The sequence below is a fragment of the Chitinophaga sp. 05T412 genome (genome assembly GCF_056396465.1).
In genome coordinates this window covers 290,783-314,213 of sequence record NZ_JBFTLN010000007.1, presented here as the reverse complement: position 1 = coordinate 314,213, position 23,431 = coordinate 290,783, and the positions used below count along the sequence as shown (strand labels likewise).

At 45.8% G+C, this 23,431-nt stretch carries 24 protein-coding genes; 12 read left to right on the top strand and 12 right to left on the bottom strand.

Annotated features, from left to right (window positions below):
• Positions 1 to 14: 14 nt before the first annotated feature.
• Positions 15 to 569: an RNA polymerase sigma factor gene (locus AC1DFM_RS17740; protein ID WP_477078076.1), complete on the bottom strand. Its 555-nt coding sequence runs from the start codon at positions 567 to 569 to the stop codon at positions 15 to 17.
• A 120-nt stretch (positions 570 to 689) separates the two neighbouring features.
• Between AC1DFM_RS17740 and AC1DFM_RS17735 the strand changes: the two genes are divergently transcribed.
• The 3 genes from AC1DFM_RS17735 (at position 690) to AC1DFM_RS17725 (ending at position 6,844) form a co-directional block, all read left to right on the top strand.
• Positions 690 to 1,853, top strand: a complete 1,164-nt coding sequence (locus tag AC1DFM_RS17735) for a FecR family protein (RefSeq protein ID WP_477078075.1) — start codon at positions 690 to 692, stop codon at positions 1,851 to 1,853.
• A gap of 71 nt (positions 1,854 to 1,924) precedes the next feature.
• On the top strand, positions 1,925 to 5,302 hold the full coding sequence (locus AC1DFM_RS17730) for a TonB-dependent receptor (RefSeq protein ID WP_477078074.1): 3,378 nt from the start codon (positions 1,925 to 1,927) through the stop codon (positions 5,300 to 5,302).
• Between the two features lie 12 nt (positions 5,303 to 5,314).
• Positions 5,315 to 6,844: a RagB/SusD family nutrient uptake outer membrane protein gene (locus tag AC1DFM_RS17725; protein WP_477078073.1), complete on the top strand. Its 1,530-nt coding sequence runs from the start codon at positions 5,315 to 5,317 to the stop codon at positions 6,842 to 6,844.
• Positions 6,845 to 6,897: 53 nt separating this feature from the next.
• Here the strand turns inward: AC1DFM_RS17725 and AC1DFM_RS17720 are convergent, their stop codons facing one another.
• Both AC1DFM_RS17720 and AC1DFM_RS17715 read right to left on the bottom strand, forming a co-directional pair.
• Positions 6,898 to 7,362, bottom strand: a complete 465-nt coding sequence (locus AC1DFM_RS17720; RefSeq protein WP_477078072.1) for a hypothetical protein — start codon at positions 7,360 to 7,362, stop codon at positions 6,898 to 6,900.
• Between the two features lie 61 nt (positions 7,363 to 7,423).
• Positions 7,424 to 8,326, bottom strand: coding sequence for a LysR family transcriptional regulator (locus tag AC1DFM_RS17715; protein WP_477078071.1), 903 nt, complete (start codon positions 8,324 to 8,326; stop codon positions 7,424 to 7,426).
• A gap of 98 nt (positions 8,327 to 8,424) precedes the next feature.
• Here AC1DFM_RS17715 and AC1DFM_RS17710 point away from each other — a divergent pair, with 98 nt between their 5' ends.
• Together AC1DFM_RS17710 and AC1DFM_RS17705 are read left to right on the top strand one after the other, a co-directional pair.
• Positions 8,425 to 9,036: an NAD(P)H-dependent oxidoreductase gene (locus AC1DFM_RS17710; RefSeq protein WP_477078070.1), complete on the top strand. Its 612-nt coding sequence runs from the start codon at positions 8,425 to 8,427 to the stop codon at positions 9,034 to 9,036.
• Complete coding sequence (locus AC1DFM_RS17705; RefSeq protein ID WP_477078069.1) at positions 9,033 to 9,320, top strand: putative quinol monooxygenase; 288 nt, start codon at positions 9,033 to 9,035, stop codon at positions 9,318 to 9,320. The genes AC1DFM_RS17710 and AC1DFM_RS17705 overlap by 4 nt, the downstream gene beginning before the upstream one ends.
• Before the next feature lie 113 nt (positions 9,321 to 9,433).
• Here the strand turns inward: AC1DFM_RS17705 and AC1DFM_RS17700 are convergent, their stop codons facing one another.
• Complete coding sequence (locus AC1DFM_RS17700; RefSeq protein WP_477078068.1) at positions 9,434 to 10,273, bottom strand: AraC family transcriptional regulator; 840 nt, start codon at positions 10,271 to 10,273, stop codon at positions 9,434 to 9,436.
• Positions 10,274 to 10,410: 137 nt separating this feature from the next.
• On the opposite strand from AC1DFM_RS17700, the gene xylA reads away from it, so the two are divergent.
• Positions 10,411 to 11,739: a xylose isomerase gene (gene xylA / locus AC1DFM_RS17695; RefSeq protein ID WP_477078067.1), complete on the top strand. Its 1,329-nt coding sequence runs from the start codon at positions 10,411 to 10,413 to the stop codon at positions 11,737 to 11,739.
• 207 nt (positions 11,740 to 11,946) lie between these two features.
• On the opposite strand, the gene AC1DFM_RS17690 is transcribed toward xylA, so the two are convergent.
• Complete coding sequence (locus AC1DFM_RS17690; protein WP_477078066.1) at positions 11,947 to 13,266, bottom strand: serine hydrolase domain-containing protein; 1,320 nt, start codon at positions 13,264 to 13,266, stop codon at positions 11,947 to 11,949.
• 320 nt (positions 13,267 to 13,586) lie between these two features.
• Between AC1DFM_RS17690 and AC1DFM_RS17685 the strand changes: the two genes are divergently transcribed.
• From AC1DFM_RS17685 to AC1DFM_RS17670, 4 genes are all read left to right on the top strand, one after another.
• The gene (locus AC1DFM_RS17685) at positions 13,587 to 14,051 is read left to right on the top strand and encodes a hypothetical protein (protein WP_477078065.1); all 465 of its coding nucleotides are present in this window, start codon (positions 13,587 to 13,589) and stop codon (positions 14,049 to 14,051) included.
• A 28-nt stretch (positions 14,052 to 14,079) separates the two neighbouring features.
• A complete protein-coding gene (locus AC1DFM_RS17680; RefSeq protein WP_477078064.1) occupies positions 14,080 to 14,457 on the top strand; it encodes a DoxX family membrane protein in 378 nt (125 codons plus the stop codon).
• Positions 14,458 to 14,644: 187 nt separating this feature from the next.
• Entirely contained in the window at positions 14,645 to 16,075 is a 1,431-nt protein-coding gene (locus tag AC1DFM_RS17675) for a glycoside hydrolase family 27 protein (protein WP_477078063.1), read from the top strand.
• A 149-nt stretch (positions 16,076 to 16,224) separates the two neighbouring features.
• A complete protein-coding gene (locus tag AC1DFM_RS17670) occupies positions 16,225 to 17,010 on the top strand; it encodes a DJ-1/PfpI family protein (RefSeq protein WP_477078062.1) in 786 nt (261 codons plus the stop codon).
• Between the two features lie 10 nt (positions 17,011 to 17,020).
• On the opposite strand, the gene AC1DFM_RS17665 is transcribed toward AC1DFM_RS17670, so the two are convergent.
• A complete protein-coding gene (locus tag AC1DFM_RS17665) occupies positions 17,021 to 17,986 on the bottom strand; it encodes a metallophosphoesterase family protein (RefSeq protein ID WP_477078061.1) in 966 nt (321 codons plus the stop codon).
• 106 nt (positions 17,987 to 18,092) lie between these two features.
• Here AC1DFM_RS17665 and AC1DFM_RS17660 point away from each other — a divergent pair, with 106 nt between their 5' ends.
• The gene (locus tag AC1DFM_RS17660) at positions 18,093 to 18,785 is read left to right on the top strand and encodes a DUF2461 domain-containing protein (RefSeq protein WP_477078060.1); all 693 of its coding nucleotides are present in this window, start codon (positions 18,093 to 18,095) and stop codon (positions 18,783 to 18,785) included.
• A gap of 37 nt (positions 18,786 to 18,822) precedes the next feature.
• Here the strand turns inward: AC1DFM_RS17660 and AC1DFM_RS17655 are convergent, their stop codons facing one another.
• From AC1DFM_RS17655 to AC1DFM_RS17635, 5 genes are all read right to left on the bottom strand, one after another.
• Complete coding sequence (locus AC1DFM_RS17655) at positions 18,823 to 19,344, bottom strand: SRPBCC family protein (RefSeq protein WP_477078059.1); 522 nt, start codon at positions 19,342 to 19,344, stop codon at positions 18,823 to 18,825.
• A gap of 10 nt (positions 19,345 to 19,354) precedes the next feature.
• Entirely contained in the window at positions 19,355 to 19,807 is a 453-nt protein-coding gene (locus tag AC1DFM_RS17650; protein ID WP_477078058.1) for an SRPBCC family protein, read from the bottom strand.
• A gap of 31 nt (positions 19,808 to 19,838) precedes the next feature.
• Positions 19,839 to 20,153 carry an ArsR/SmtB family transcription factor gene (locus AC1DFM_RS17645; RefSeq protein WP_477078057.1) on the bottom strand — a complete coding sequence of 105 codons (315 nt, stop codon included), beginning with the start codon at positions 20,151 to 20,153 and terminating at the stop codon, positions 19,839 to 19,841.
• A gap of 119 nt (positions 20,154 to 20,272) precedes the next feature.
• Positions 20,273 to 21,517, bottom strand: a complete 1,245-nt coding sequence (locus AC1DFM_RS17640; protein WP_477078056.1) for an RNA polymerase sigma factor — start codon at positions 21,515 to 21,517, stop codon at positions 20,273 to 20,275.
• A gap of 58 nt (positions 21,518 to 21,575) precedes the next feature.
• Positions 21,576 to 21,917 (bottom strand): YciI family protein, encoded by a 342-nt coding sequence (locus AC1DFM_RS17635; protein ID WP_477078055.1) that lies wholly within the window; start codon positions 21,915 to 21,917, stop codon positions 21,576 to 21,578.
• A gap of 427 nt (positions 21,918 to 22,344) precedes the next feature.
• Between AC1DFM_RS17635 and AC1DFM_RS17630 the strand changes: the two genes are divergently transcribed.
• Positions 22,345 to 22,752 (top strand): DoxX family protein, encoded by a 408-nt coding sequence (locus AC1DFM_RS17630; protein ID WP_477078054.1) that lies wholly within the window; start codon positions 22,345 to 22,347, stop codon positions 22,750 to 22,752.
• Between the two features lie 19 nt (positions 22,753 to 22,771).
• Here AC1DFM_RS17630 and AC1DFM_RS17625 read toward each other — a convergent pair whose 3' ends face one another.
• Positions 22,772 to 23,149 (bottom strand): VOC family protein, encoded by a 378-nt coding sequence (locus AC1DFM_RS17625; RefSeq protein WP_477078053.1) that lies wholly within the window; start codon positions 23,147 to 23,149, stop codon positions 22,772 to 22,774.
• Between the last annotated feature and the right edge of the window lie 282 nt (positions 23,150 to 23,431).

Sequence of the window (23,431 nt, the reverse complement as noted above, 5' to 3'; positions counted from 1 at the left end):
ACGCGCCAGACGGCCTATTGTTCTTTCAGCTGCTGCCGCAGTACATGCAGCGCCTTTACAATATGCTTCTCCACGGTGCTCACTGAAATACTCATTTTATGCGCAATAGCCTGGTGCGACAAATACTGCATCCGGCTTAAGATAAATGCTTCCCTGCATTTCTCGGGCAGTCCATTGATGATATAATGTATTTTCTCTTCCAGCTTTTTGCTGTCGATGGCTGGTTCACCGGCATGAGCAGATTGATACTGTGCCTGTTCTTTCAGGGCGGCATATTGTTTTTGTCGTAGTAGCCGTTGCCGGAAGCGGTCAATCATGCCATTTTTCAGCATGGTTTGCAGATAGGCGTAAAGATGATCGGTATTTTCTATCCCTGCACGTTTGGTATATAGCCGAACAAACACATCCTGCACCACTTCCAGCGCATCTTCTCTGTTACCCAGCAGCTTATACGCGGTATTCAATAAGCGGATGAAGTAACGGTCGTAAATGGCTTCGAATGCAGTAATATCCCCTTCTTTTAGTAACCGGAACAGATCGCTGTCGGTGATGTTGGAATACGGCTTCATGTTGTTGTTCACGTGCGGAATAAAAATACTCAAAAAAAAATCACAAATGCAATAGCGGTCTTTTCTTTTCTGTTCGTTTATAGATAGGTAAGATCAAAGTATTGGGACAGGATTTATATTTTGAATAATAAGATAGATATCAAAATATTGGGTAAGTACCTGGATGGTACTGCTTCTCCGGAAGAGCAGCTAATCATAGAAGCATGGTTGGCCGAATCCGGAGCGCATGCCCCGTTGTTTGAAGAAGAGGAGTCGCCCGATGCTATCATGTACAGAGACACTGCGAAAGCCGCGGTGTTGGAAAGGATGCATCTCCGGGGAAAACCGGATAAGGAGGACGTGCCGCCTCGTCGTAGCTGGCGGGTAGTAGCGCTGCGGGTGGCTGCAGCGGCTGCAGTGCTGGGCGCTATCGTGATATGTGGTTATCAGTGGAGGAAGCCATCTCCGATGGCGATGCGGGCGAAAAAGGAAACGGTTTCCCGTAACAGAGCCATGCTGGCGCTTTTTGATGGCCGGAAAATCACATTGGAAACGTTGGCGGTGGGACAAAAAATACAGGCAGGACCAGTAACTATCTCCAAAACAGATACCAACGAAATCCGGTATCAGGTAACGGGAACGGAATTGCCTCCAATAGCGGGTATCAATGAATTAACGGTGCCTCCATCATCGCAATATATGGTGGTGCTGGCCGATGGCACAAAAGTATGGCTCAATGCCGGCTCGTCTATCAGCTTCCCTGCTGCTTTTGCCGGGGAAAGCAGGAAAGTGGGGATTACGGGAGAAGCATACTTTGAAGTGGCCCAACAGCTGACAGCCCATGGCAGGAACTACCAACCCTTTAGTGTGGCCACAGCGAAAGTAGAAGTGCTGGTATTAGGAACGCATTTTAACATCAACGCATATACGAATGAACCGTCTGTAAAAACAACCTTACTGGAAGGAAGTGTACAGATAAAAACCGATAAACATAAAATACAAATCAGGCCTGGCCAACAGGCGCAATTAAATCATACCGGCCAGTTGTCGGTAGCACAACCAAATCTGGAAGAGGTAACCGCCTGGAAAAAAGGCTACCTCCAATTCGACGACACACCGCTGGAAGAAGTTTTCAGACAAATAGCACGCTGGTACGATGTGGACGTCATTTTTAAAGGAACATCCCCGCAGGGATCTTTCCACGGAAAAGTATATCCCGGCATGACCCTGCCGGAAATTCTGCGCGGACTGGAAGTAAACGGCGCCCGGTTTACCTTCAATGGAACCAAAATCATCGTAGAGTAGCCATTATTACGCTATGGCAGTGTGACCGCCTCATCAACGGCTTCATCATTCATCATTTAAATAAGGAAAGTATGAAACTACCTGTAAAAAGATTTCTTTTAATGGGACGTCATGTCCGTAAACGTTTGTTACTGCTTACCTGTATATTGACCTGCCTGTATAGCAGCACCATAGCTGAGCAGCAGGTAATCAAAATCAGTTTGGATGTATACGATCAACCACTCGACAAAGTCTTCAAAAAAATTGAAGCCAAAACAGATTATGTATTCTGGTACAAAATGGATGTGCTGAAAAAAGCACAACATGTAACGCTCAAAGTGAACAATCAGGATATCTTGCAGGTATTGGATAATATCTTTAAAAACCAGGTACTCACCTATAGCATCGAGAAAAACGTCATCGCTATTAAAGAAAGACCTGCGGCCAACTTAATGGATGCCAGCCTGGCCGCCGCCCCCGCCATGACTATCACAGGAAAAGTAGTGGGAGAAGACGGTAACCCATTGCCCGGCGTTATTGTAAGAACAAAAAACGGTAAAGCCGGTACCACCACCGATGACGCCGGACATTTCAGTATCAAAGCGGAATCCGGTGAAACACTGATCTTTTCCTTTATCGGATATGCCCCAACGGAAATGTTGGTAACATCTGCGGGGCCACTCACGATAACGCTGAAGTCATCTGCTGATAAATTATCGGAAGTAGTGGTAGTAGGTTATGGTACCCAAAAGCGCGCTAACTTAACCGGCGCAGTCGCCACTATTAATTATGACAAAGCCCTGGAAAACAGGCCCATCACCAATCCCAGCCAGGCGCTGGCCGGCAAGGTGGCMGGCGTTTTTGTAARCCAGAACTCCGGCTCTCCCGGCAGCGATGGCGCTACCTTACGTATCCGCGGCTTCGGTACCCTCAACAATACTGATCCMCTGATCCTGATTGATGGTATCGAAGGCAAGCTGGCAGAACTCAATCCGGCAGATATAGGCAGTATCACCATCCTGAAAGATGCGGCATCTGCTTCTATTTACGGTTCGCGTGCAGCCAACGGCATCGTGCTGGTAACTACCAAAAAAGGGAATTACAATATGGACCCCGTCATCTCTTACAACGGCTATTATGGCCTGCAACAGCTGGGCAGAAAATACGACCGTATCAATAACAGTGTACAATTTATGAACATGTGGAACACTGCTGTAGTCAATAGCGGCGGTGATCCCTTGTTCCCGAAAAATGTGATCGACGACTTCAGTAATAATCACGATCCTTATCTCTACCCCAACACTGATTTTTATAAGGAAATATTTCGCACCGCCCCCATTACAGAACATAATATTTCTGTAAAAGGCGGTTCTTCCAAACAGAACTTTTACCTATCTGCCAACTATCTTTCACAGGAGGGTATTATCAAGCAAACAGACAGTAAGCGCTATGGGGTTAACTTCTCACTCAATAATAAAATAAAAGATTGGCTGGAAGTAGGCGGCCGGGTACAAATTACCCGTAAAATCACTAACAGCCCGGTAGCGGGCATCGACCGCGTGTATTACATCATGTCTAATGGCGCTTATCCCTTTATTGCGCCTTATACGAAGGATGGCCGCTTTGGTGCTACCCAGGCGCTGAAACCCAACGGCTCGCCCATTGTGGATTCGCGTAACCCGCTCCCGGATTTATATAATGGCAGAAGTCAGTACGCTAACAACTTCTTCAGGGCCAACCTCAATGCTACCGCCAATATCACAAAAGACCTGACCTTTAAAACGATGTTTACCGGGCAGTTTAATAACAACCGCCAGGATAAATACAATCAGATGAATTTCGTGTATACCGCTGGTGGCGTGCAGGATAAAGTACTGGACTATCCTTCACAGATATCGCCGTATCGCGCTAACAACGAAGAGTTTTACTGGGTATTCTATAACACCCTCAACTATACGAAATCGTTAGGCGGCGGACATAATTTCTCTGCGATCCTGGGTACGCAATCAGAAGCGGATCAGCTGAAATCCATGTATGCCGGAAAATCTGATCCGCCAAAATCAGGCTTGAATGAGGTAGATGCCGGTACCAGCAATTTACAGGCTTCCGGTAATACTACCGAATGGGCGATGCTGGCATACTTCGGAAGATTGAATTATAACTATAAAGAAAAATATTTGCTGGAAGCCAATCTCCGCGCAGATGCCTCGTCCCGTTTCAGACAGGGCAACCGCTGGGGGTATTTCCCCTCAGTGTCTGCCGGCTGGGCCATGGAAAAAGAAGAATTCATCAAACATATTGCGGCCATCAGCCAGCTGAAATTACGCGCTTCCTGGGGCCAACTCGGCAACCAGAATATCAAGGACAACAACTATCCCTATATTGGATCTGTAACGCAGTCTAACGGTACCAGCTATACGGTAGGCGGACAATTTGCTCCCGGCGCCGCCATCACTTCGCTGGTAGATCCGAACATCAGTTGGGAAACCACTACCAGCACAGATATCGGACTGGATATAGGATTGTTTAACAATGCGCTGTCTTTTGAATTGGATTATTTCAGTAAGAAAACAGACAAGATCCTGGTACAGCTGCCGATCTCTACTACTTTGGGAGAAGTTACCGCGCCAATCCAAAATATTGGTAAGATGAGTAACGATGGCTTCGAGTTTTCCGTGAACTATCATTCCCCGGAATATGGCTCCGGCTTTAGCTACAATGTAGGCGCCAATGTGACCTATATTAAAAATGAAGTGACCAAATTCCGCGCAAATGCGCCTGATCAGCTGTGGTTGGTGAGAGAAGGCGTGCCTTATAAAATGTTGTATGGCTTTAAATCTATCGGTGTTTTTCAGTCAGATAAAGAAGCCGGTGACTACATGAAAAATAACGGATATATCCCCAAAGCCGGTGATTTGAAGTATGAAGATGTGAACGGCGACGGCAAACTCGATTTCAACGATAAACAATCACTGGGTAATACCTTGCCTAAATATACCTATGGCATTACCCTCGGAGCTAATTATAAAAACTGGAGCCTGAACATCGTTACGCAGGGTATGGCAGGCATATATGGCTACAATCAAAGCGCCTGGACCACCCCGTTGGGTATTTCCGGCGGTACATTGCTCACCCGCTGGAAAGACGCATGGACACCAGAGAATCATAGCAATACCATGCCGCGTATTGTGGTAAATGATACCTGGAATCGTTATGAATCTTCTTTCTGGGTACAGAACATGAGTTACTTCAAAATTAAAAATATCCAGTTGTCTTATTCGTTGCCAAAGGCATTGCTGGAAAGGATTCGTTTCAAAGGAGGTAGTGTGTACATCAATGCGCAGAACCTGCCATCCTTTACCACAAAAGGATATATCGGCTTTGATCCTGAGCAGGACACTTTCGGCAATGGCGGCGCCGTGTATCCAACACCTTTCATCACTTCTTTTGGTATTAATCTGCAACTCTAAACAAAACGGACTATGAGATATATATTTTTGATAGCCACGGTCATGGTGTTACTGACAACCAGCTGTTCCAAATCATTCCTCGAAAGAACACCGGATGATAGAATCACTACCAGCAATTTCTGGGCAGGTGAATCTGATGCTAACCTGGCCTTATATGGCGTTTATAATACTTTGCATGAATCATTTGTATATGGCTATGGCGGCGGTTTTGATGCCTGCTCGCCCAATGCTTATCAGTGGGCTTATTGGGAAGGTATGGAAAAACAGGTAGGCAATGGTACCATCTCCGCCAATGATGGCGGTATTGTAAGTGGCCGCTGGCAACAATGTTATACCGGTATTAACCGCGCCAACACTTTCCTGGAAAACATCGGGAAAGTGCCCATGGATAGTGCGCTGAAAGTACAGATGACCGGAGAAATTTATTTTTTAAGAGGCGTGTTCTATGCGCTGCTGGCAAATTCCTACGGAGGAGTACCCGTATTTACCAAATCCATTACCGCAGATGATGCCCGTGCGCTGAAACGCAACACAGAAGACGAAACCTGGACGCAGGTACATACAGATTACGATGAAGCCATTAAGCGTTTAGGGGTTACCGCGCCTATAACGGGTAGGGCTACACTGGGAGCCGCCTATGCTATGAAATTGCGGGCATACCTCTATAAAGCCAACTGGGATAAGGTGCTGGAGTACGCGGATAAAATAGATGGACTGAAGAAGTATAGCCTGTTCCCCAGCTATCATGGCCTGTTTCAGCTAGCCAACGAAAACAATGCAGAAGTAATGTTTGATGTGGAATATATGGATGGACCATTTGAACAAGGCAGTTTCTTTGATCGCCACTGGCAGCCACAGAATATGAAATATGGTATTGATGGATCTAATTCGGTGGCGCCTATTCAAAACCTGGTGGATGCTTATGAAACGATCGACGGATCACCGATTAATCCGGCAACACCCTATGCTAACAGGGACCCGCGGCTGGACTTCACCATTCTGCGTCCGGGCGCTTATTTCCAGGGACAACTATACCCGGTGGAAATTAAAAACCATACCGGCCAGAAAGTAGGTTTCGGTATCCGGAAATATACCATTGAAACGCAGCAGGTAGTGGCAGGGCAGGAGCCATTGAATTTTATTATTTTCCGTTATGCCGATGTGCTGTTGTCCAAAGCGGAGGCGTTGATTGAAAAGGGAACGGATATCTCTGGGGCGCTGCAGCTGATTAACCAGATTCGTACTTCCCGCACGGATGTAAAGATCACGGCGTTGCCACTGAATTTATCACAGGCAGATGCCCGGACAAAGTTAAGGCATGAGAGAAGGATTGAATTTGCTTTGGAAGGACTGTACTGGGACGATGTAAGAAGGTGGGRGATAGGTCCGGATATTTATCCGATTGAAGTACGTGGCGCTGATGGCGGGTTGATTGAAACGAAGTTTGCGAACGGTTATGACAAAGCGAAGTTTATGTTTTTGCCGATTTCCAATAATGAGATTTCATTGAATAAGAACCTGACACAGAATAAAGGCTACTAATAACCCATAAAAAAAGCGACAGCCTCGGGGCTGTCGCTTTTTTTATGATCGTATTATTTTTCTTTAGGCTCAATTTTGATGTTACCATCTTCCAATCCACACACGAGGGAAATAACTTCTTTGCCCCGGGTAACACTGGCCGTTACCTCATTGGGGTTATCGGGCGCGAATTTTTTGTCGAAAAGCGCTTTGTATAGCTGCAATAACATTTTCTTATCTCCCCAAATGAGAATATTATTTACCGGACCCAGTTGGAAAACAGCATATCGGATATAGAGATTAGCTTCTTCCTTTTCTGCATCTTTGAACGACTGTATATAATCTCCCTGCTTGGGATTAGAAAGCGGCATCACCACGGTGAGGTTCAGCGCCTGGGCTACCTGTGTACTTAATACAGTAGCTTCTTTCAGGTTAACGCCGAGGAGCTTGTTATTACCAGTTTGCCMGGTTGCTTTGCCAAAGGATAATGCCAGAACGAGTACTAATGCCAGTCGACAGGTCGTAGTGAAAAATTTCATTTCAGTCCGTTTAAATGATAAAGTTGCGCATAAAAGTAATAGAAACTGGCTGACAATATCACTACTTCATCCATTTTTCTTTCAGCAACGTTTCCAGTTGTGTAATTTCCTTTTGATACATGGTTTTTTTCCGCGTGCCAAAATGCAGTGTATTCTCTACTGGTGTAGTGCCTTCCCATATTATTTTTATCTTTCCTTCTGCAATCGCATCTGCACATAGAAAATCAGGTACTAAAGAGAAACCAGTGTTGTTGCTCAGACAGCGGATAATAGAACAGATATTAGGCACAATGAAGTTGGGTCTGAAATCGGGATGTTCTCCAAATTGTTTCATCCAAAAACCTTTCAGGTGTTCCATATCGGCAGCGGTACTGTACCAGCGTTGTTGTTTCAATACCCCGGTGGCTTCTTTCAATTTACCTTTGGCCAGCAAGGCTTCCAGTTCGGAAGTATCTGTTTTGTTACCGGCAATCAATACGATCTTTTCTTTGGAAAAGGGGACGTATGCTATATTCTGTTGATTCCCGGTTTGCGGGGTGATGATCAGATCCAGGGAGCCGGTATCCAGGTCGTGTTGCATTTGCGGATAGTCGCCGAATTTGATGATCAGGTTAAACGGAAGGCTGGCAATATGTTCTTCCAGTGTATATTGGAAGGTTTCGAAGCACATGCCCAGGCTAATGGTCACCCGTTCATCTTCCGCGCGTTTATAAAACTCTTCTTCCCCCGTTTCCAGCTTTTTCAGCGGGTCCAGTATATAGTTGTATAAGATTTTCCCTTTTTCAGTAGGCACCATTTTCCGCGCTGCGCGGTCAAACAGCTTATTGCCGGTATATGCCTCCAATGAGTTCAAATGGAGGCTTACGCCAGGCTGGGAGATAAAGAGCGCCTGCGCTGCTGCGGACAGCGTTCCTGTTTCATAGATGGCTTTAAACGTTCTCAGCCATTCCAGATTCCATTGCATAACTATAATTTTTCTGATAGATGAGTGTAATTTAAGTTATTTGTGTGATATAAAAAACTGATAGAAATTTGCACTATCAATCATAAAAATAATAAAACATGAAAATATTTATCGTTAACGGAGGACAGGCAATGGCGCATTCAGGTGGCCGGTTTAATGAAACAATAGCCAATTGGACCACCCAGTTCGTTTCCAGCCTGGGATATGAGTTCCGGATATCTAATGCCAGCCAGGATTTCGATCCGGTAGCCGAAGTGGAACATTTCAAATGGGCTGACCTGGTTATCTATCAGGTGCCGGTATGGTGGTTTCAGGTACCTCACGGCTTGAAGAAATATATAGATGAAGTATTTACTGCAGGTCATCAAAACGGAATGTATGCCAGCGATGGCCGCAGCAGGAAGAACCCCGCCATCAACTACGGTACCGGCGGATTAATGCAGGGGAAAAAGTATATGGTGAATACCACCTGGAATGCACCCGATACTGCTTTCACGCTTCCCGGGGAGTTTTTCGAGGAGCACTCCGTAGACGAAGGGGTGATGTTTGGCTTTCATAAAATGAACCAGTTTGTAGGCATGGATCGGGTACCCGGATTTCACTTCCATGACATGGAGAAAAATGCCACACAGGAACGGATAAATAATTACCACGATGAATATCTGCAACATCTGGCCACCGTATTCACTTCAGAAAAACAATTAGCATGAACATCTATCTAACCGCTGTGATCAAAGCGAAACCAGCATACCGCCACGAAGTATTAGCCGTATTGCAAAATATGGTTACTGAAACCAGAAAGGAGGCCGCCAGTATTCAATACGACCTTCACCAGGGAACCACCGACGAAAACGTGTTTGTGTTCTATGAGATATGGGAAAACCAGGAAGGACTGGATAGCCACGGGCAACAACCGTACATCCTTGCGTTTGGCGCTTTGGCAAAAGAAAAATTACAGGAAGCACCTCAGATTTATCTGACTAAAAAATTATAGAAACAGCATATAGCTTAAAACATTGGAACACCTGGTGTTCCAATGTTTATCCTTTATAGAGAATAACATCTTCATTGCCATCGTCATCCATCATTGGGAGTTCACTCTCACTTTTAAGGTAAATACATTTTTCGATACTGACTGGGTGTTTGTTGCTTAACCTCTTTGAACTGCTTACTGAAATGCGCCCAGCTTTTATATCCGCTTTCGTAACAGATGTCCAATATGGGTTGGGTGGTAGCCGTGAGCAGTTTACAGGCATGACTGATCCGCAGATCTCTCAGAAAATCGAAATACGTTTTCTTGATATTCTTCTTGAAAAAACGGCAGAAGTTGGGTACGCTCATGTTAGCCATGGCAGCTACCTGTTCCAGCGTTACCTTTTCCTGGTAATGCTTAAAAGAGAAGTCAATAATTTTTTCGATGATGGGATTTACTACGTGGCCAGTATCGTTGAAGTCTTCCGTCAGAATTTTATATTGTGTGGAAAGTCCTATCTGGTGCAGGCATTGCAGGAGCAACATCAATTTCTCAAATCCTTTTTTACGGTGCATCAGCTGCATGCTTTCAGCGATCTCTTTTTTCAAACCCTTCTCCAGTTGCAGGCCATTATTCTTTTGCAACAGGGATTGAATCGCTTTCATCTCTGCCATTTCCAGTAATCCATCTCCCCAACAGTCATTGGTAAAATGGATGACCAGTGCGGCCCCCGTCATTTTAGGCTGATTTTTTCTAAACCAGTGGGGAAGGTTGCCGGCAATAAAAAAAAGATCGTTGACGGAATAGTCGCTCACATAGTCACCTATCATTGCCGTGCCATGCCCTTTTAATATGAGGATCAGCTCATACTCCGGATGCTTATGCCAGCTGGTTTCAAACTGAGGCGTTTGATATACCCTGCAGGCAAAACTCTGGCTGGTATCATTGGTGATTTTCTGAAGAATTGTTTTCATGGTCCGTAAAATGGCTCATTTTATCAAACAAACTACTAATTTCTGGTAATTTTTGATAAGATAGCATATTTTCTTTCAAACATAGCGGTTGCAAACGGTTTAAAATCGTTCAATATTTGCTAAACTAAAGCACGATTATGAAAATAGTTACAGGAAATAAGGAATTCTTTGCCGGCATTCCGGCCATTCAATATGAGGRTGTACAAAGTGACAACCCGCTGGCATATCGCTGGTATGATGAAAACAGGATAGTAGCCGGCAAATCCATGAAAGAATGGCTGCGTTTTGCGGTAGCTTACTGGCACTCTTTCAACGGTACAGGCGCCGATCCTTTCGGTGAAGCCACCCACATCTTTGAGTGGGATAAAAATCCTGATCCCATTGCACGTGCAAAAGATAAAGCCGATGCGGCTTTTGAAATGATTACCAAATTAAATCTGCCTTACTATTGCTTCCACGATGTGGACGTAGTAGATTATACCAACGATATTAACGAAAACGATAAGCGCCTGCAAACGCTGACACAATACCTGCAGCAAAAGCAGGAAGAAAGTGGCGTGAAGCTGTTATGGGGTACCGCTAATCTGTTTAGCCATCGCCGTTATATGAATGGTGCCGCTACCAATCCTGATTTCCATGTACTCACACATGCGGCCGCACAGGTGAAAGCCGCATTGGATGCTACCATTGCTTTGGGCGGTGAGAACTATGTTTTCTGGGGAGGCCGTGAAGGGTACATGAGCCTGTTGAATACTGATATGAAACGGGAAAAAGAACACCTCGCGAGATTCCTGCAGGCATCCAGAGATTATGCCCGCAAAAAAGGATTCACCGGTACGTTCTTTATTGAACCTAAGCCTTGTGAGCCTACCAAACATCAGTACGACTACGATGCTGAAACAGTGATCGGTTTCCTGCGTCAGTACGACCTGCTGAACGACTTTAAACTCAACCTGGAAGTCAACCACGCTACATTAGCGGGTCATACCTTCCAGCATGAATTGCAGGTAGCCATTGATGCCGGCCTGCTCGGCAGCATGGATGCCAATCGCGGCGACTATCAGAATGGCTGGGATACGGATCAGTTCCCGACCAACCTCAATGAACTCACAGAGTCGATGTTGATTATCCTGGAAGGCGGCGGCTTCAAAGGAGGCGGTATTAACTTCGATGCGAAAATCCGCAGAAACTCCACAGATGCAGCAGATCTTTTCCATGCACATATTGGTGGCGTTGATACTTTCGCCCGTGCGCTGATTACCGCAGACGCCATCCTGGAAAAAAGCGCTTACCGCAGCATCCGTCAGGAACGCTATGCTTCCTTCGATAGCGAGGCCGCAAAAACCTTCGAAGCCGGAAAGGCAACGCTGGAAAGCCTGCGTGACTTTGCCGTAACTAACGGTGAACCAGCTACGAAGAGCGGCAGACAAGAGTATATAGAGAATATCATCAATAATTATTTGTAGTAGTATTCAATTTCGACGGCATAAGGCCCGTTGCATTTTAGTTCCACGTTATAGTTATCTATTTTTCCATGTTATGACGCTACCGCCGTATTGGCCGGGTCCATAAATTTTCCTGCACACAGGGTCGTGCAGATGACAGCTTTAAAATTCAAAGGGACAGATTTGCCTCGGCAGATCTGTCCCTTTCTCATGATATCTAAAAGTCATTTACTCTCTGTTGAATAGATAGTCTGTGCCACCCTGTTGCAGTGTTAGCTGCTTCCTATCCTTGCTAAAAATGATCACCACACCTGCGGGCTCAAACTGGAAACTATCAGAGGACGTAGCTTCCAGCGGAAAGGCAGATTGTCCGGTAGCCTGTGCAAATAGTTTATTGTCTTTTTTCGTGATGGCGAGTTTTAAAGGCACCTGTGCACTGCTATAATTCCCCGGAAACGAATCCAGTGCTGCTGCGCTGAGGGTAATAGATGTAAAAGTAGGAAGATGGTAAGGCTGATGGAAGTAGCTACTTAGTGCACATATCAGGATGTTGTTGAGCGGATAGCCATCTCCGTTAGCTGTTATTGCGATCGATAACTTTTCTTCCGGGAAATAGTTGAGTACAGACCGGAATCCATCAATACCACCGGTATGCCCATAACATTTTTTGTCGAGGTAAGGATATTCAAAGATGCCCATACCATAGCCATTTTGAATGGTTTTCATGCGGGCGAAGGCCGAATCACTGATGATTTTTCCGGCGAAAAGCTGTTCAATAAAAAACGTTAAATCTGCAGGCGTTGACACCACCGCGCCGGCGCCCATCGGGATAGAGGGATCTGTTTCGGGTTGCTTCACCCATTTGTCTGTGAACAGATAGGAATAGCATTCATTGTTTTGAAGTTTGACGTGGCCGCCGAAATAAGTATTTTTTAACCCAATGGGCTGCGTGATTTTTGTTTGGAGAATTTTCGCATAAGGCTGCCCATAGAGCTGTTCCAGTATATAGCTTAAAATAACATAGTTGGAATTGCTGTAAGCGCTTTTGGTACCGGGCTGAAAATCGCTTTTCCCTTTGGCAATAATATCCACCATTTCTTTGGCAGATTTCGGCGTTGTAAAATACGTCAGGTACGTTTTATCGTTGGTGAAGTTATGAATACCACTGCTGTGATTCAGTAACTGGGCAATCGTTATTTTATTCGAGTTTTCAATTTGCGGGAAATATTTGTCGAGCGTTTGTTGCAGAGATAATTTCTTTTCTTCTACCGCTTTAAAAATCAGAGAGGCGGTGAACATTTTAGAGATAGAACCAATCCTGTACCGGGTATTGGTGGTTGCTTTCTTAGCGGTGGCGATATCAGCAAACCCGATTGCTTTGGTGTAAAGCAAGTGTCCATTTTGCGAAATAGCGATACTACCGGTGAATTTATCGTGTTGCGCTAATAGCGTAAACAGGCTGTCCAGGCGGGAGGGGTTGATCGTTTGCGCAAAGGTAGTACTGCTGAAAGCTATTACCAGGGCGAGCGTGAGGATTCTTTTTAGCATTATTTTTCTGGTGTTAATGAGAGGACAAATATATAGCAAGGGGTATTCCGCCAGCTGTTGTAGTGACGAACTCCACTATAATCGTGATGAAAATAAGCTAAAGGCAGACGGCGGCCAAAATAACATAAGTATTTGAGTAGATCATCTCATTTATATCGGTCAGGGGGCCGCTGATGGGGAGTGTATTAGGGCTGATTGGATATATATGCAATCCCTTTGTAAATGCTTGGGCACTGGCCGGGGGAGCGAAAATAATCACTGCTTTCATCAGTTCTATATTCCTGATTCCGTATCCTGTTTTGCCTAATCGGGCGGGGGCATTGTTTCCTTTCAATTCTCCGGCATGGTCACTGTTTATGGAGTATCTGGCCAATATCGTTTATGCGTTGGTGTTATATAGAATGAAGCGGATGTGGCTGGTGCCGGTAACGATAGCCGCGGCTGTTTGGTTGTGTATGGTAGGGCATCAGCAGGGGTGGTTGATTGGCGGCTGGGATGCGCCTACCTGCGTAGATGGCATTGCGCGGATCAGCTATTCTTTTCTCGCAGGGTTATTGGTATTCCGGTTTTGGTTGATGATAAAAAACCGGTTGAATTTTATCTGGCTGGGACTATTGCTGATGGGGGCTTTCTTTTTTCCGCATGTCAAACAAGATGGACTGGCAGAAGCAGCGATTGTGTTGTTTTTCTTCCCACTGTTGCTGACCATAGGCGCTGGTGCCAACGTTTCCGGCTGGTGGAAGCAGGTTTGTATTATTAGTTCGTTGTATATTCGACAAAATTAAATGTATTTTTGCGGTAAATTTTATCACTATGAAAAACAAAATTCTATTTGTCGTATGTCTGTTGTTTGGTTTAATGTTCATTAATGCGGGGCTCAACAAATTCTTTAATTACATGCCGGTGCCTAAAGATATGCCGGAAGCCATCGTGAAAGCCATGGGCGCTTTTATGTCTATTGGCTGGATCATACCGCTCGTAGGTGTGGCCGAGGTGTTAGGAGGCTTGCTGTTTATTATACCGAAAACCAGGGCTTTGGGTGCGCTGGTGATTTTACCAGTGATGGTGGGGATTATGCTGACTAACATATTTCTTGACACGTCAGGATTGATGATTGCGCTGCCCTTGTTCCTGATTAATATTTGGGTAATTATCGAAAACCGTCATAAATACTTACCGATGGTAAGTTAAGTTGACAATATAATAGTTGTGTAAAAGCAGATGTCCCCCGGCATCTGCTTTTATTTTTTTAGGGAGATGAATAACGTATGCTGACCGAAAAATAATAATTGTCAATTTGACGATTAATAAAAAAGATGTAGTTTTAGCACAGAAAGTATCCATTTAAAATAGGGAAGGGGCGGCAATAATTCCAGTTATGAAACAGGTGAACCACTATGCCGGCATCATGCGCCGTCGTTTCCTATCAGCCATAATTATGATGCGTATAAAAATGAACGGAACGCGATATTTTTTGATAGCCAGCTTCCTGCTGATAGCGATGCACCTGCGGGCACAAACCAGCGGGAAATTTCATAGCTGGGCGGCCACGCCTCCCATGGGCTGGAACAGCTGGGATTGTTTTGGGCCTACCGTCACGGAAGCGGAAGTAAAAGCCAATGCCGACTACATGGCTACACACCTGAAGCCATATGGCTGGAATTACATCGTAGTAGATATCCGCTGGTATGTGGGCAACGACAAAGCCCATGGTTATAATGAAACCAATCCGGACTATGTACTCGACGAATACGGCCGTTTTTTACCGGCCACCAATCGTTTCCCATCTGCCGAAGGCGGCAAAGGATTTAAACCACTGGCCGATTACCTGCACAGCAAAGGGCTGAAATTTGGAATTCATATCATGCGGKGGATTCCGGTGCTGGCAGTGAAGCGTAACCTGCCGGTGAAAGGAACAACGGTAACGGCCCGGGATATTTACTCGGAGAAAGACCAGTGCCTATGGCTGCACGATATGTATACCGTTGTGCCGGAGAAACCAGGTGCACAGGAATATTATAATTCCCTCTTTGAGCTGTACGCCAGCTGGGGACTGGATTTTGTAAAGGTAGATGACCTGTCTTCTCCTATATACTTTGAGAAAGAAATTGAGATGATCCGGAGGGCCATTGACCGTACCGGACGTAAGATTATATTAAGTACATCTCCCGGAGAAACACCCATTGCACACGCTCCGCATGTACAGCAACACGCCAACATGTGGCGCACTGTAGGTGATTTCTGGGATAACTGGCCACAACTGAAAGAACATTTTGCCGTGTTTGAACGCTGGAATAAATGGCGGGCCTACGGCGCCTATCCTGATGGCGACATGCTGCCACTGGGACGCATCGGTATCCGCGCAGAAAGAGGGGACCCTCGTATGAGTGGCTTCACCCATGATGAGCAATATACACTGATGACGCTATGGAGCATTTTTAAATCGCCCCTGATGTTCGGGGGGAACCTGCCAGACAATGACGCCTTTACCCTGTCCCTGCTCACCAACCGTGGCGTGCTGAAAGTACTCAATGAAAGTACCCACAATCGGCCATTGTTTACGGATGCGGAAAAAGTGGCGTGGATGGCCGAAGCACCCGGTACCGGCGCAAAATACCTCGCTGTTTTTAATACCGGAGATAACGGGAAGAAAAGTATCGCCGTGAAGTTATCGGCGTTGGGATTAGCCGGGAACTGTCAGGTAAGGGATCTCTGGTCTGGTAAGGTATGGGAAAATGTAAAGGAGGAGTTTGCACCGGAAATTAATCAGCATGGAGCAGGGCTGTATAAGATAGTGCCACAAAAATAAGAGGATCGATCAACAACAGGCGCCCCGGTATGCAGCAGTATGCCGGGGTTCCTTTTTTTTGCACGGCGGGGATATTGTCCCGTTTAATAATAGCATTGTCCCGATTAATATGGCCGGTACCCGTTAGCTTTGTCCTATAAATTACGCTTATGAAACCATTCTTTTTATTCCTGTTATTATTTCCTTGTATTGCCTTCGCACAAAACCCTTCCCTGTTATATGTTTGTCCGCCCTGTGGCCCCTGTGATACCCTGGTATTTCAGCAGCCGGGGAAATGTCCGCATTGTGGTATGGAGCTGATCAGCAAAGACGCCAAAGACACGGCCAACAATAAGAGAACCACTATTTGTTTCTATCTCTATGATGGGGTAGAGGTATTGGATTTTGCGGGGCCGATGGAAGTATTTTCCTATGCGGGGTTTAAAGTATTCACGGTAGCTAAAACCCATGCACCGCTGTTATCTCAGGGTATCCTGAAAATAACGCCGGAGTATAGTATCCAGGATGCGCCGCCCGCCGATGTATTTGCCATTTTTGGCGGCCAGGAGCAGGTCGCCGCTGATGATCCCGAGGTGATCGATTGGATTAAATCACGGGATAAGTCCTTCTCTCACTATTTTTCTGTTTGTACCGGCGCTTTTGTGCTGGGTAAGGCCGGATTGCTGGATGGGTTGACCGTTACCACTTTTCACAGTGCCATTCCCGGTTTGCAGAAACAGGTACCTAAAGCCAAAGTATTGCAGCAGGTAAGGTATGTAGACAATGGACGGGTGATTACTACCGCGGGTATTTCCGCTGGCATTGATGGTGCGCTGCATTTGGTGGCAAAACTAAAGAGCAGGGAGGAGGCCTTGCGGATTGCACAACTCATGGAGTACGATAAGTATGTGCCGGAGCAAGGCCTGATGGTATCGCATCCGAAGACTGGCAAATAACTTTTGCCAGCTATAACCGGATGTTGTGGTCACTGATAGTAGTGGGGAACTGGGCTTTGACTTTGTCAGACACGGCATCCCGGTAGGAGGTACTACGTCCGCTGATATGTAGCCAGCCCGAAGGGTCCAATGTAATGAATGCAAACAGTGCTTCTTTGTAGTAGTGCGCACCAGATTCCGTATATACATAGGAGGCGCTGTTGAGCAGAAAATAATGTACGCCATTTCTTTCTCCGTAGCGGTCGTCGTGATCATGACCCATAAATACGGCAGACACACGGGCACGGCTACCCGTATTTTTTGCCGCGAGGTTGGCTTCATCAAAGATGGCCAGGATTTCATCCGCATTGCCCAGCTCCTGGAAAAAGTCGCTCAGAAAAACGGGTTGATGCATAAATACGATCACAGGATACTTAGCGGTGGCCAGGTCCTGCTTGAGCCAGTCCAGCTGCGGCTGATCGGTAAAACTCCGCATAGGCGCAGGTAAGGGGCCCCAATTGCTGTTATTATAATCTTCCAGTGTTTTATCTTCTCTCCGTAAAAAATTCCTATCCATGACCACAAAATGATACCTACCCTGGTCGAAAGAATAATACGGCTTTTCCATGCCCCACAGTTGCATGATGGTGGCTTTGTCGCAAACATCCATGTCGTGGTTGCCCAGCACGTGATATTTGGGGCCGGTAAACCGGTTCCATTGCGACATAATTGCCTCGGATTGCTTAGGGCGGCAAAAATCACCGCATTGGATAATGAAGTCCGGTTGTTCTTTCATCACGGCATCCATAAAAGCGGTGAGGCGGGCTACTTCGGGTACGCCGAATTGCAGGTGATGCAGGTCGGAGATAACACCTATCCGTAGTTTTTTACCGGTTGCGGAAGGCTGGCTGATAGGAACAGACCAGCTATTGGAGGCCATTAAAAGACCGGTGCCTGATAAGCCAAGTTGCTTCAGGAAATTTCTGCGTTTCACCATTCACTGTAATTTATAGTGCCGGAAATTACGCGGATTATTTTGTATTTCACTCATTATCGGGTGAGTGGTCAATAGGTTATATTTGCGGTGTCTTTAAAAATTAACCATGGCTAAAAAAACAGCACCGGCACAGATACCTGCTTCCAGCTTTGATTTTCTGAATAAGCTGAAGCAGCATAACAACAGGGAATGGTTTAACGAACATAAAACCCGTTTCCAGGAGGAGCAAGAACAGGTAGAGATTTTTGCAGAAGGATTACTGGAACAGCTGTCGGCCCACGATCTGATAGAAACGCCTTCCGGCAAAAAGAGTTTATACCGTATTTACCGTGATGTCCGTTTTTCGCATGATAAAACACCTTATAAAACCCACTGGAGCGGCAGTTTCAAGCGGGCTACCAAAAGCCGCAGGGGAGGTTATTATTTTCACATAGAGCCGGGCAACAGCTTTATTGCCGGCGGCTTCTGGGGCCCATCGCCGGCCGATCTGAAACTCATCCGTGATGATATTGCTTTTGACGCCGCACCGCTGCGGAAAATAATTAAGAGTAAAGCATTTATCAATACGTTTGAATCGCTGAAAGGAGAGCAGCTGAAAAGTGCGCCCAAAGGTTTTGAAGCGGATCATGAAGCCATTGACTTGCTGCGCTACAAACAGTTTCTGCTGATCCGGCCTTTCTCTGATAAGGTGGTACTGAGCGAAACGTTTTTAAAAGAAGCCAGCGATACCTTCCGGCATATGCGGCCACTTTTCGATTATATGAGTGAGGTGTTGTCGTCTAATCCGAATGGAGAATAAAAAAACCGGCGGCACGTTGCGTGCCGCCGGTTTGCCACTATATGATTTCTTTGTAAGCGGCTTCTAATACTTCGTGTGTTTTCCAGAATGGCTGAGGAGTAGTGCCTTCCAGGTTGGCGATGAGGATGCCCACATGGTTATGCCATCCGCTGGCAACACTCAACAGCTGGGATTTCTTATCGCCCAGTTTGCGATGGGTAATGACCATCTGCACCCGGTCGGCCTGTTCGGCTAATTCGAAGGTCACTTCTGATCCGCCGCCCCAGGTAAAGGATAATAAATGCGGTGCAGCTATCTGTAATACCGTACCAGTAAACTGATGTCCCTCTTCCATATCCTTATATTTTTCCGGGATAGTATCCGGCAACGGACTTAACTCGCTATGCATGAAGGATAAGTGTACTTTCCCGCCTTCAAAAAGCTCCATGTCGCCTTTGGCGAGCCACTTGCCACGTTTTTCTGATTCCGTGAGATAAGCCCAGACTCTCTGGATAGGACCAGGCAACGAACGTTCGAGCCGGAGTGTGCCCGGCGATGTGATACGACCAAATTGTTCCATAAAAATTAATTTATCGTTTTGGGAATTTATCTGCCACGAGGTGCAGATTAATATTATGTTCGAGATAAGCTTTCAGGCCATCAACTACAGTAGTAAAGCCGCCAGTGGAATCATTGATTTTACGTATCAGGTCATCGCCCTGTTCTGTAAATCCGTAGTTGGAAATGCTAACGTAGGTGGTACCATCTCCCAAATCTTCAAACATAAAATCAATGGCGGTAGCCGGTTCGCCCCAGTTGACCGCGATTTTTTTATTGGGTATAATTTCTTTTACCACCGCCTGGGTACTTACCTGGTACATTTCCCATTCCCAGGTCACCGTTTTTCCCGCGACCAGCTTATCGCTGCCTTTGGTAAACCAGAAGTGTTTCGTTTTTTCCGGGTCAATGAAAGCATCAAATACAATGCTTACTGGCTTCCGGATGAGCATTTGTGCTGTTACTTCGGGTGTGTGCTTTGCCATGTTGCATAGTTTATGGTGGAATAAGAAATACTTAGTCTGCTTCGTTCAATAAGTTTTCGAGTGTATCCAGTCGTGCGTTCCAGAACGACTGATACTGCGCTGCCCAACGGGCCACTTCTTCCAATGCCTTGAAATTGGCGCTACAGTGCCGTTCCCTGCCTTGTTTTACGATCATCACCAAACCGCATTCTGTGAGGATACGCATATGTTTGGAAATGGCAGGCTGACTCATATTAAAGTTCTCCGCCACCGTGTTCAGCGTTTGGGTTTGTTGCGCTAATAGCCCAATAATAGCCCGCCGGGTAGGGTCTGCAATAGCCTGGAACACGTCTCTTCTAGCTTTCATTCGTTGTTGTTTAAATATACATAACCATTTGGTTTAGTAAAAATATACATAACCATTTGGTTTAGCAAATTTATTTTTCATCCCTGCCATAACGGGAAAACAACTTTGAGTGAAAAAAGTTAGGATTGTGCAGGCGTTGTGAGGGCTTGTATTTTTTGCTGAATGATTTTTTTATCGGCGGGAGAGTGGGCCAGATCGAGGGCTGTTTTCAGGGAAGCGAGTGCCTGCGCATGATCCGTGCCGGTATATAATTCGCTTAACAGTACATGGTATAGGTGATAGCCGTCGAGGTTTAATTTCAGGGCTTCTTCCAGTGCTACTGCTTTACCTTTTGCTTTTGATAAAGCATAGGTTCTGTTGAGTGCGGCCATGGGAGAGTATTCCAGTGCCAGCAGGTGATTATATAACTGCAGGATGTTATTCCATTTCTCCGGAGTATCTGTTTGATTCGTATGTCCGTAAGCGATACAGGCCTCGAGGTGATAGCGCGATAGTTTAGGGCCACTGGCGGACCTGGTTAAAAAATCTTTGCCTTGCTGAATGAGGGCCTGATCCCAGCGACTGGCATCCTGATCATTGTAGAGGATCATTTCACCGGCATCGTCCATTCTGGCATCAAACCGGGAGGCCTGAAAACTCATCAGGGCCAGCAGCGCATGTACTTCAGGCTGATTGGTATTTTCATTTTCCGTGAGCAGGAAGGTGAGACGCATGGCTTCCACGCAGAGATCTTTCCGCAGCGTGGTGTTATGGTTGCTGGAATAATAACCTTCATTAAAAAGCAGGTACAGCGTAGTGAGCACATTATCCAGGCGCTTGCCGATTTCGGATTTGCCGGGGAATTCAATCTTTATTTGTTCCGCCCTTAGTTTGTCTTTCGCACGTTGCAATCTTTTGGCAATGGTTTCTTTGTTGGATAAAAAAGCCGTGGCTATTTCGTCGATACCAAATCCACAAAGGATACGTAGGGCCAGTCCGATCTGTGCTTCGGCAACAATGGCCGGATGACAAACCGCAAACATCATCTGTAATTGGCTGTCGTGGATATTTTGCGCGGAGAGGTCAATTTCCGGTATATCCGTTTCCGTAGTGCCGCGTTTTAATTCGCCCGCCACTTTCTGCTGGAAAACCGCTTCGTGCCGCAGATAGTTCCTGGCTTTATTTTTAGCAACGGCATACAGCCACGCGGTAGGATTCTCCGGTAACCCTTTTAATCCCCATGTTTCATGGGCGGCTAAAAAGGTGTCGCTGGCTATATCTTCGGCCACACCGATATGCTCGAAGCCAAACAGCTTACATAACACCGCTGTAATTTTCGTGTATTCGGTTCTGAACAGGTGTGGTATCAGTTGATTCTTCTCCATAAAATAAAAGCCTTTGTAATATTACAAAGGCTTTAGGAATTTTAAGGGTGAAAAGATGTTACATGGCGTGGATTTCTCTGATCTCCAGGCTGCCTCCTGCTTCATAGATAGGGCAACCTTTTGATAATGCTACGGCTTCTTCCAGTGAGCCAGCCTTTATTAAGGAGTATCCTCCCAGTGTTTCCTTCACTTCGGTGAAAGGGCCGTCGGTGATTACCTGATTGCCTCTTACCACTTTGCCGGTAGGATACAGACGGTTGCCCGCGTCTACCAATTTGTTTTGTGCGGCGATGCCGCCGATCCAATCCATCCATTTTTGGGTGTTGATCTGTACTTCTTCAGGAGAACGTTGAGCAACAACGCTCTGGTCAGCTCTGTACACAAACAGGAAATCTTTCATGGTCTTAAGTTTTAATTGTTGTAAAACAGTATAACACGCCAACATCACCGGGATGGACACCTCTGATATATTTTTTTATAGTTATACTGTAAGGCTCATGTAAATTAATAATTTATGCTGATTGTTTCGTGGCCTGTCCCGGCATTATAGGAACCGTTTTTTGATATCCTCCGGGGTAAGTAGTACTACTGAATTATAAAGCTACGTTGTCTTACTAAGCGCTGATGCCTTTACCCTGCTTACTTTTGCGACGTTACCCCAATAAGGGTGTTGTGGTAACAGAAGCATAGGGTGATAAAGATCAGGCAGCCTTCAAATCAACAGATTTGGAGGTTGTTTGTTTTAAGGGTATGGTTGAAAAATACCTGTTTCGGGGTATGGTTTCCACGGCGGGCCTTCTTATATTTATTATTCAACCCTAACCCGCATGAAACGTTATCCTTTTCTGTCGCTTAAACAAACGCTGCTGCTGCTTCGTATAGCCATTGCCATTATATTCCTGGCCCATGCATTGGTCAGAATTGGCAACGGCACCATTCCCCGCTTTGCAGAATTTCTGACCGGCAAAGGCCTGCCTTTTGGAACGGCGCTGGTATGGGGCATTACCGTATTTGAAATAGGAGGGGGTATATTATTAATGCTGGGCTACTATACCCGTTGGGTAACGGCCGGCTTTATAGTGCTGTTACTAATTGGTATTGGACTAATACATGCAGAGCAGGGCTGGTTTGTAGGGGAGCATGGTACCGGTGGCTGCGAATATAGCTTCCTCCTGATTGCAGCCTTGATCGTAGTGGCGGCAGACAAGCGCTCCAATGCCCTGCCTGCCGGATGAACTTTATATTCCTTTTCTGCTACATCTGGAAAACATTGAATTTATGGCCGTCAGGATCTGCAAATACAAACCCATAGTAGCCATCTCCAAATGCTTCCGGCTTTGAAACAATAGTTCCTCCGGCTGCCTCCACCACTTGCTCCCATTGATCCACCTCTTCCCGGGTATCTGCGGAAAGCGTGAATATAATTTCGTTGCCATCGCTAAGAGGGCCTTTCATGGCGGGCTCCAGTATATCCTTCAAAAAGAAGTGGATGATAAACTCCTTATCGCCAAAGAAGAAGCTGGTCAGTTGAGCCGACGAGCCGTTGGGCTTAAATCCAAGTTGTTGATAGAATTGCGTAGTCCGTGCTAAATCCTGGACACCGAAGTTGGCCCATATCCTTTTGGGTTTCATATGCAGATGATTTTATGGTGAAACGTTTTTGTGACTCGCTGCTGAAATCGTGCCGGAGTAATGCCCGTACTTTTCCTGAAAATTCATGACGATATGAAGTTAAACAAAAACGATTGTTGAAAAAATAGCCTGAAATTTTTAACAGATGCATACAAAAAAGTCATCGAAAAAATGGCAGTAGTATTGTATTTCATGATGATAGTATGCGAACTTATCTCTCGAAAAAAAATAGTAACCCGAATAAATTTTTGCATCAAAATACGAACGACCTTTGAATTACAA

Coding starts and splice junctions, on each gene's coding strand:
- AC1DFM_RS17740 (WP_477078076.1), bottom strand. CDS start 569: ATGAAGCCGTATTCCAACATCACCGACAGCGATCTGTTCCGGTTACTA.
- AC1DFM_RS17715 (WP_477078071.1), bottom strand. CDS start 8,326: ATGCAATGGAATCTGGAATGGCTGAGAACGTTTAAAGCCATCTATGAA.
- AC1DFM_RS17710 (WP_477078070.1), top strand. CDS start 8,425: ATGAAAATATTTATCGTTAACGGAGGACAGGCAATGGCGCATTCAGGT.
- AC1DFM_RS17705 (WP_477078069.1), top strand. CDS start 9,033: ATGAACATCTATCTAACCGCTGTGATCAAAGCGAAACCAGCATACCGC.
- AC1DFM_RS17700 (WP_477078068.1), bottom strand. CDS start 10,273: ATGAAAACAATTCTTCAGAAAATCACCAATGATACCAGCCAGAGTTTT.
- AC1DFM_RS17690 (WP_477078066.1), bottom strand. CDS start 13,266: ATGCTAAAAAGAATCCTCACGCTCGCCCTGGTAATAGCTTTCAGCAGT.
- AC1DFM_RS17680 (WP_477078064.1), top strand. CDS start 14,080: ATGAAAAACAAAATTCTATTTGTCGTATGTCTGTTGTTTGGTTTAATG.
- AC1DFM_RS17670 (WP_477078062.1), top strand. CDS start 16,225: ATGAAACCATTCTTTTTATTCCTGTTATTATTTCCTTGTATTGCCTTC.
- AC1DFM_RS17665 (WP_477078061.1), bottom strand. CDS start 17,986: ATGGTGAAACGCAGAAATTTCCTGAAGCAACTTGGCTTATCAGGCACC.
- AC1DFM_RS17660 (WP_477078060.1), top strand. CDS start 18,093: ATGGCTAAAAAAACAGCACCGGCACAGATACCTGCTTCCAGCTTTGAT.
- AC1DFM_RS17655 (WP_477078059.1), bottom strand. CDS start 19,344: ATGGAACAATTTGGTCGTATCACATCGCCGGGCACACTCCGGCTCGAA.
- AC1DFM_RS17650 (WP_477078058.1), bottom strand. CDS start 19,807: ATGGCAAAGCACACACCCGAAGTAACAGCACAAATGCTCATCCGGAAG.
- AC1DFM_RS17645 (WP_477078057.1), bottom strand. CDS start 20,153: ATGAAAGCTAGAAGAGACGTGTTCCAGGCTATTGCAGACCCTACCCGG.
- AC1DFM_RS17640 (WP_477078056.1), bottom strand. CDS start 21,517: ATGGAGAAGAATCAACTGATACCACACCTGTTCAGAACCGAATACACG.
- AC1DFM_RS17635 (WP_477078055.1), bottom strand. CDS start 21,917: ATGAAAGATTTCCTGTTTGTGTACAGAGCTGACCAGAGCGTTGTTGCT.
- AC1DFM_RS17630 (WP_477078054.1), top strand. CDS start 22,345: ATGAAACGTTATCCTTTTCTGTCGCTTAAACAAACGCTGCTGCTGCTT.
- AC1DFM_RS17625 (WP_477078053.1), bottom strand. CDS start 23,149: ATGAAACCCAAAAGGATATGGGCCAACTTCGGTGTCCAGGATTTAGCA.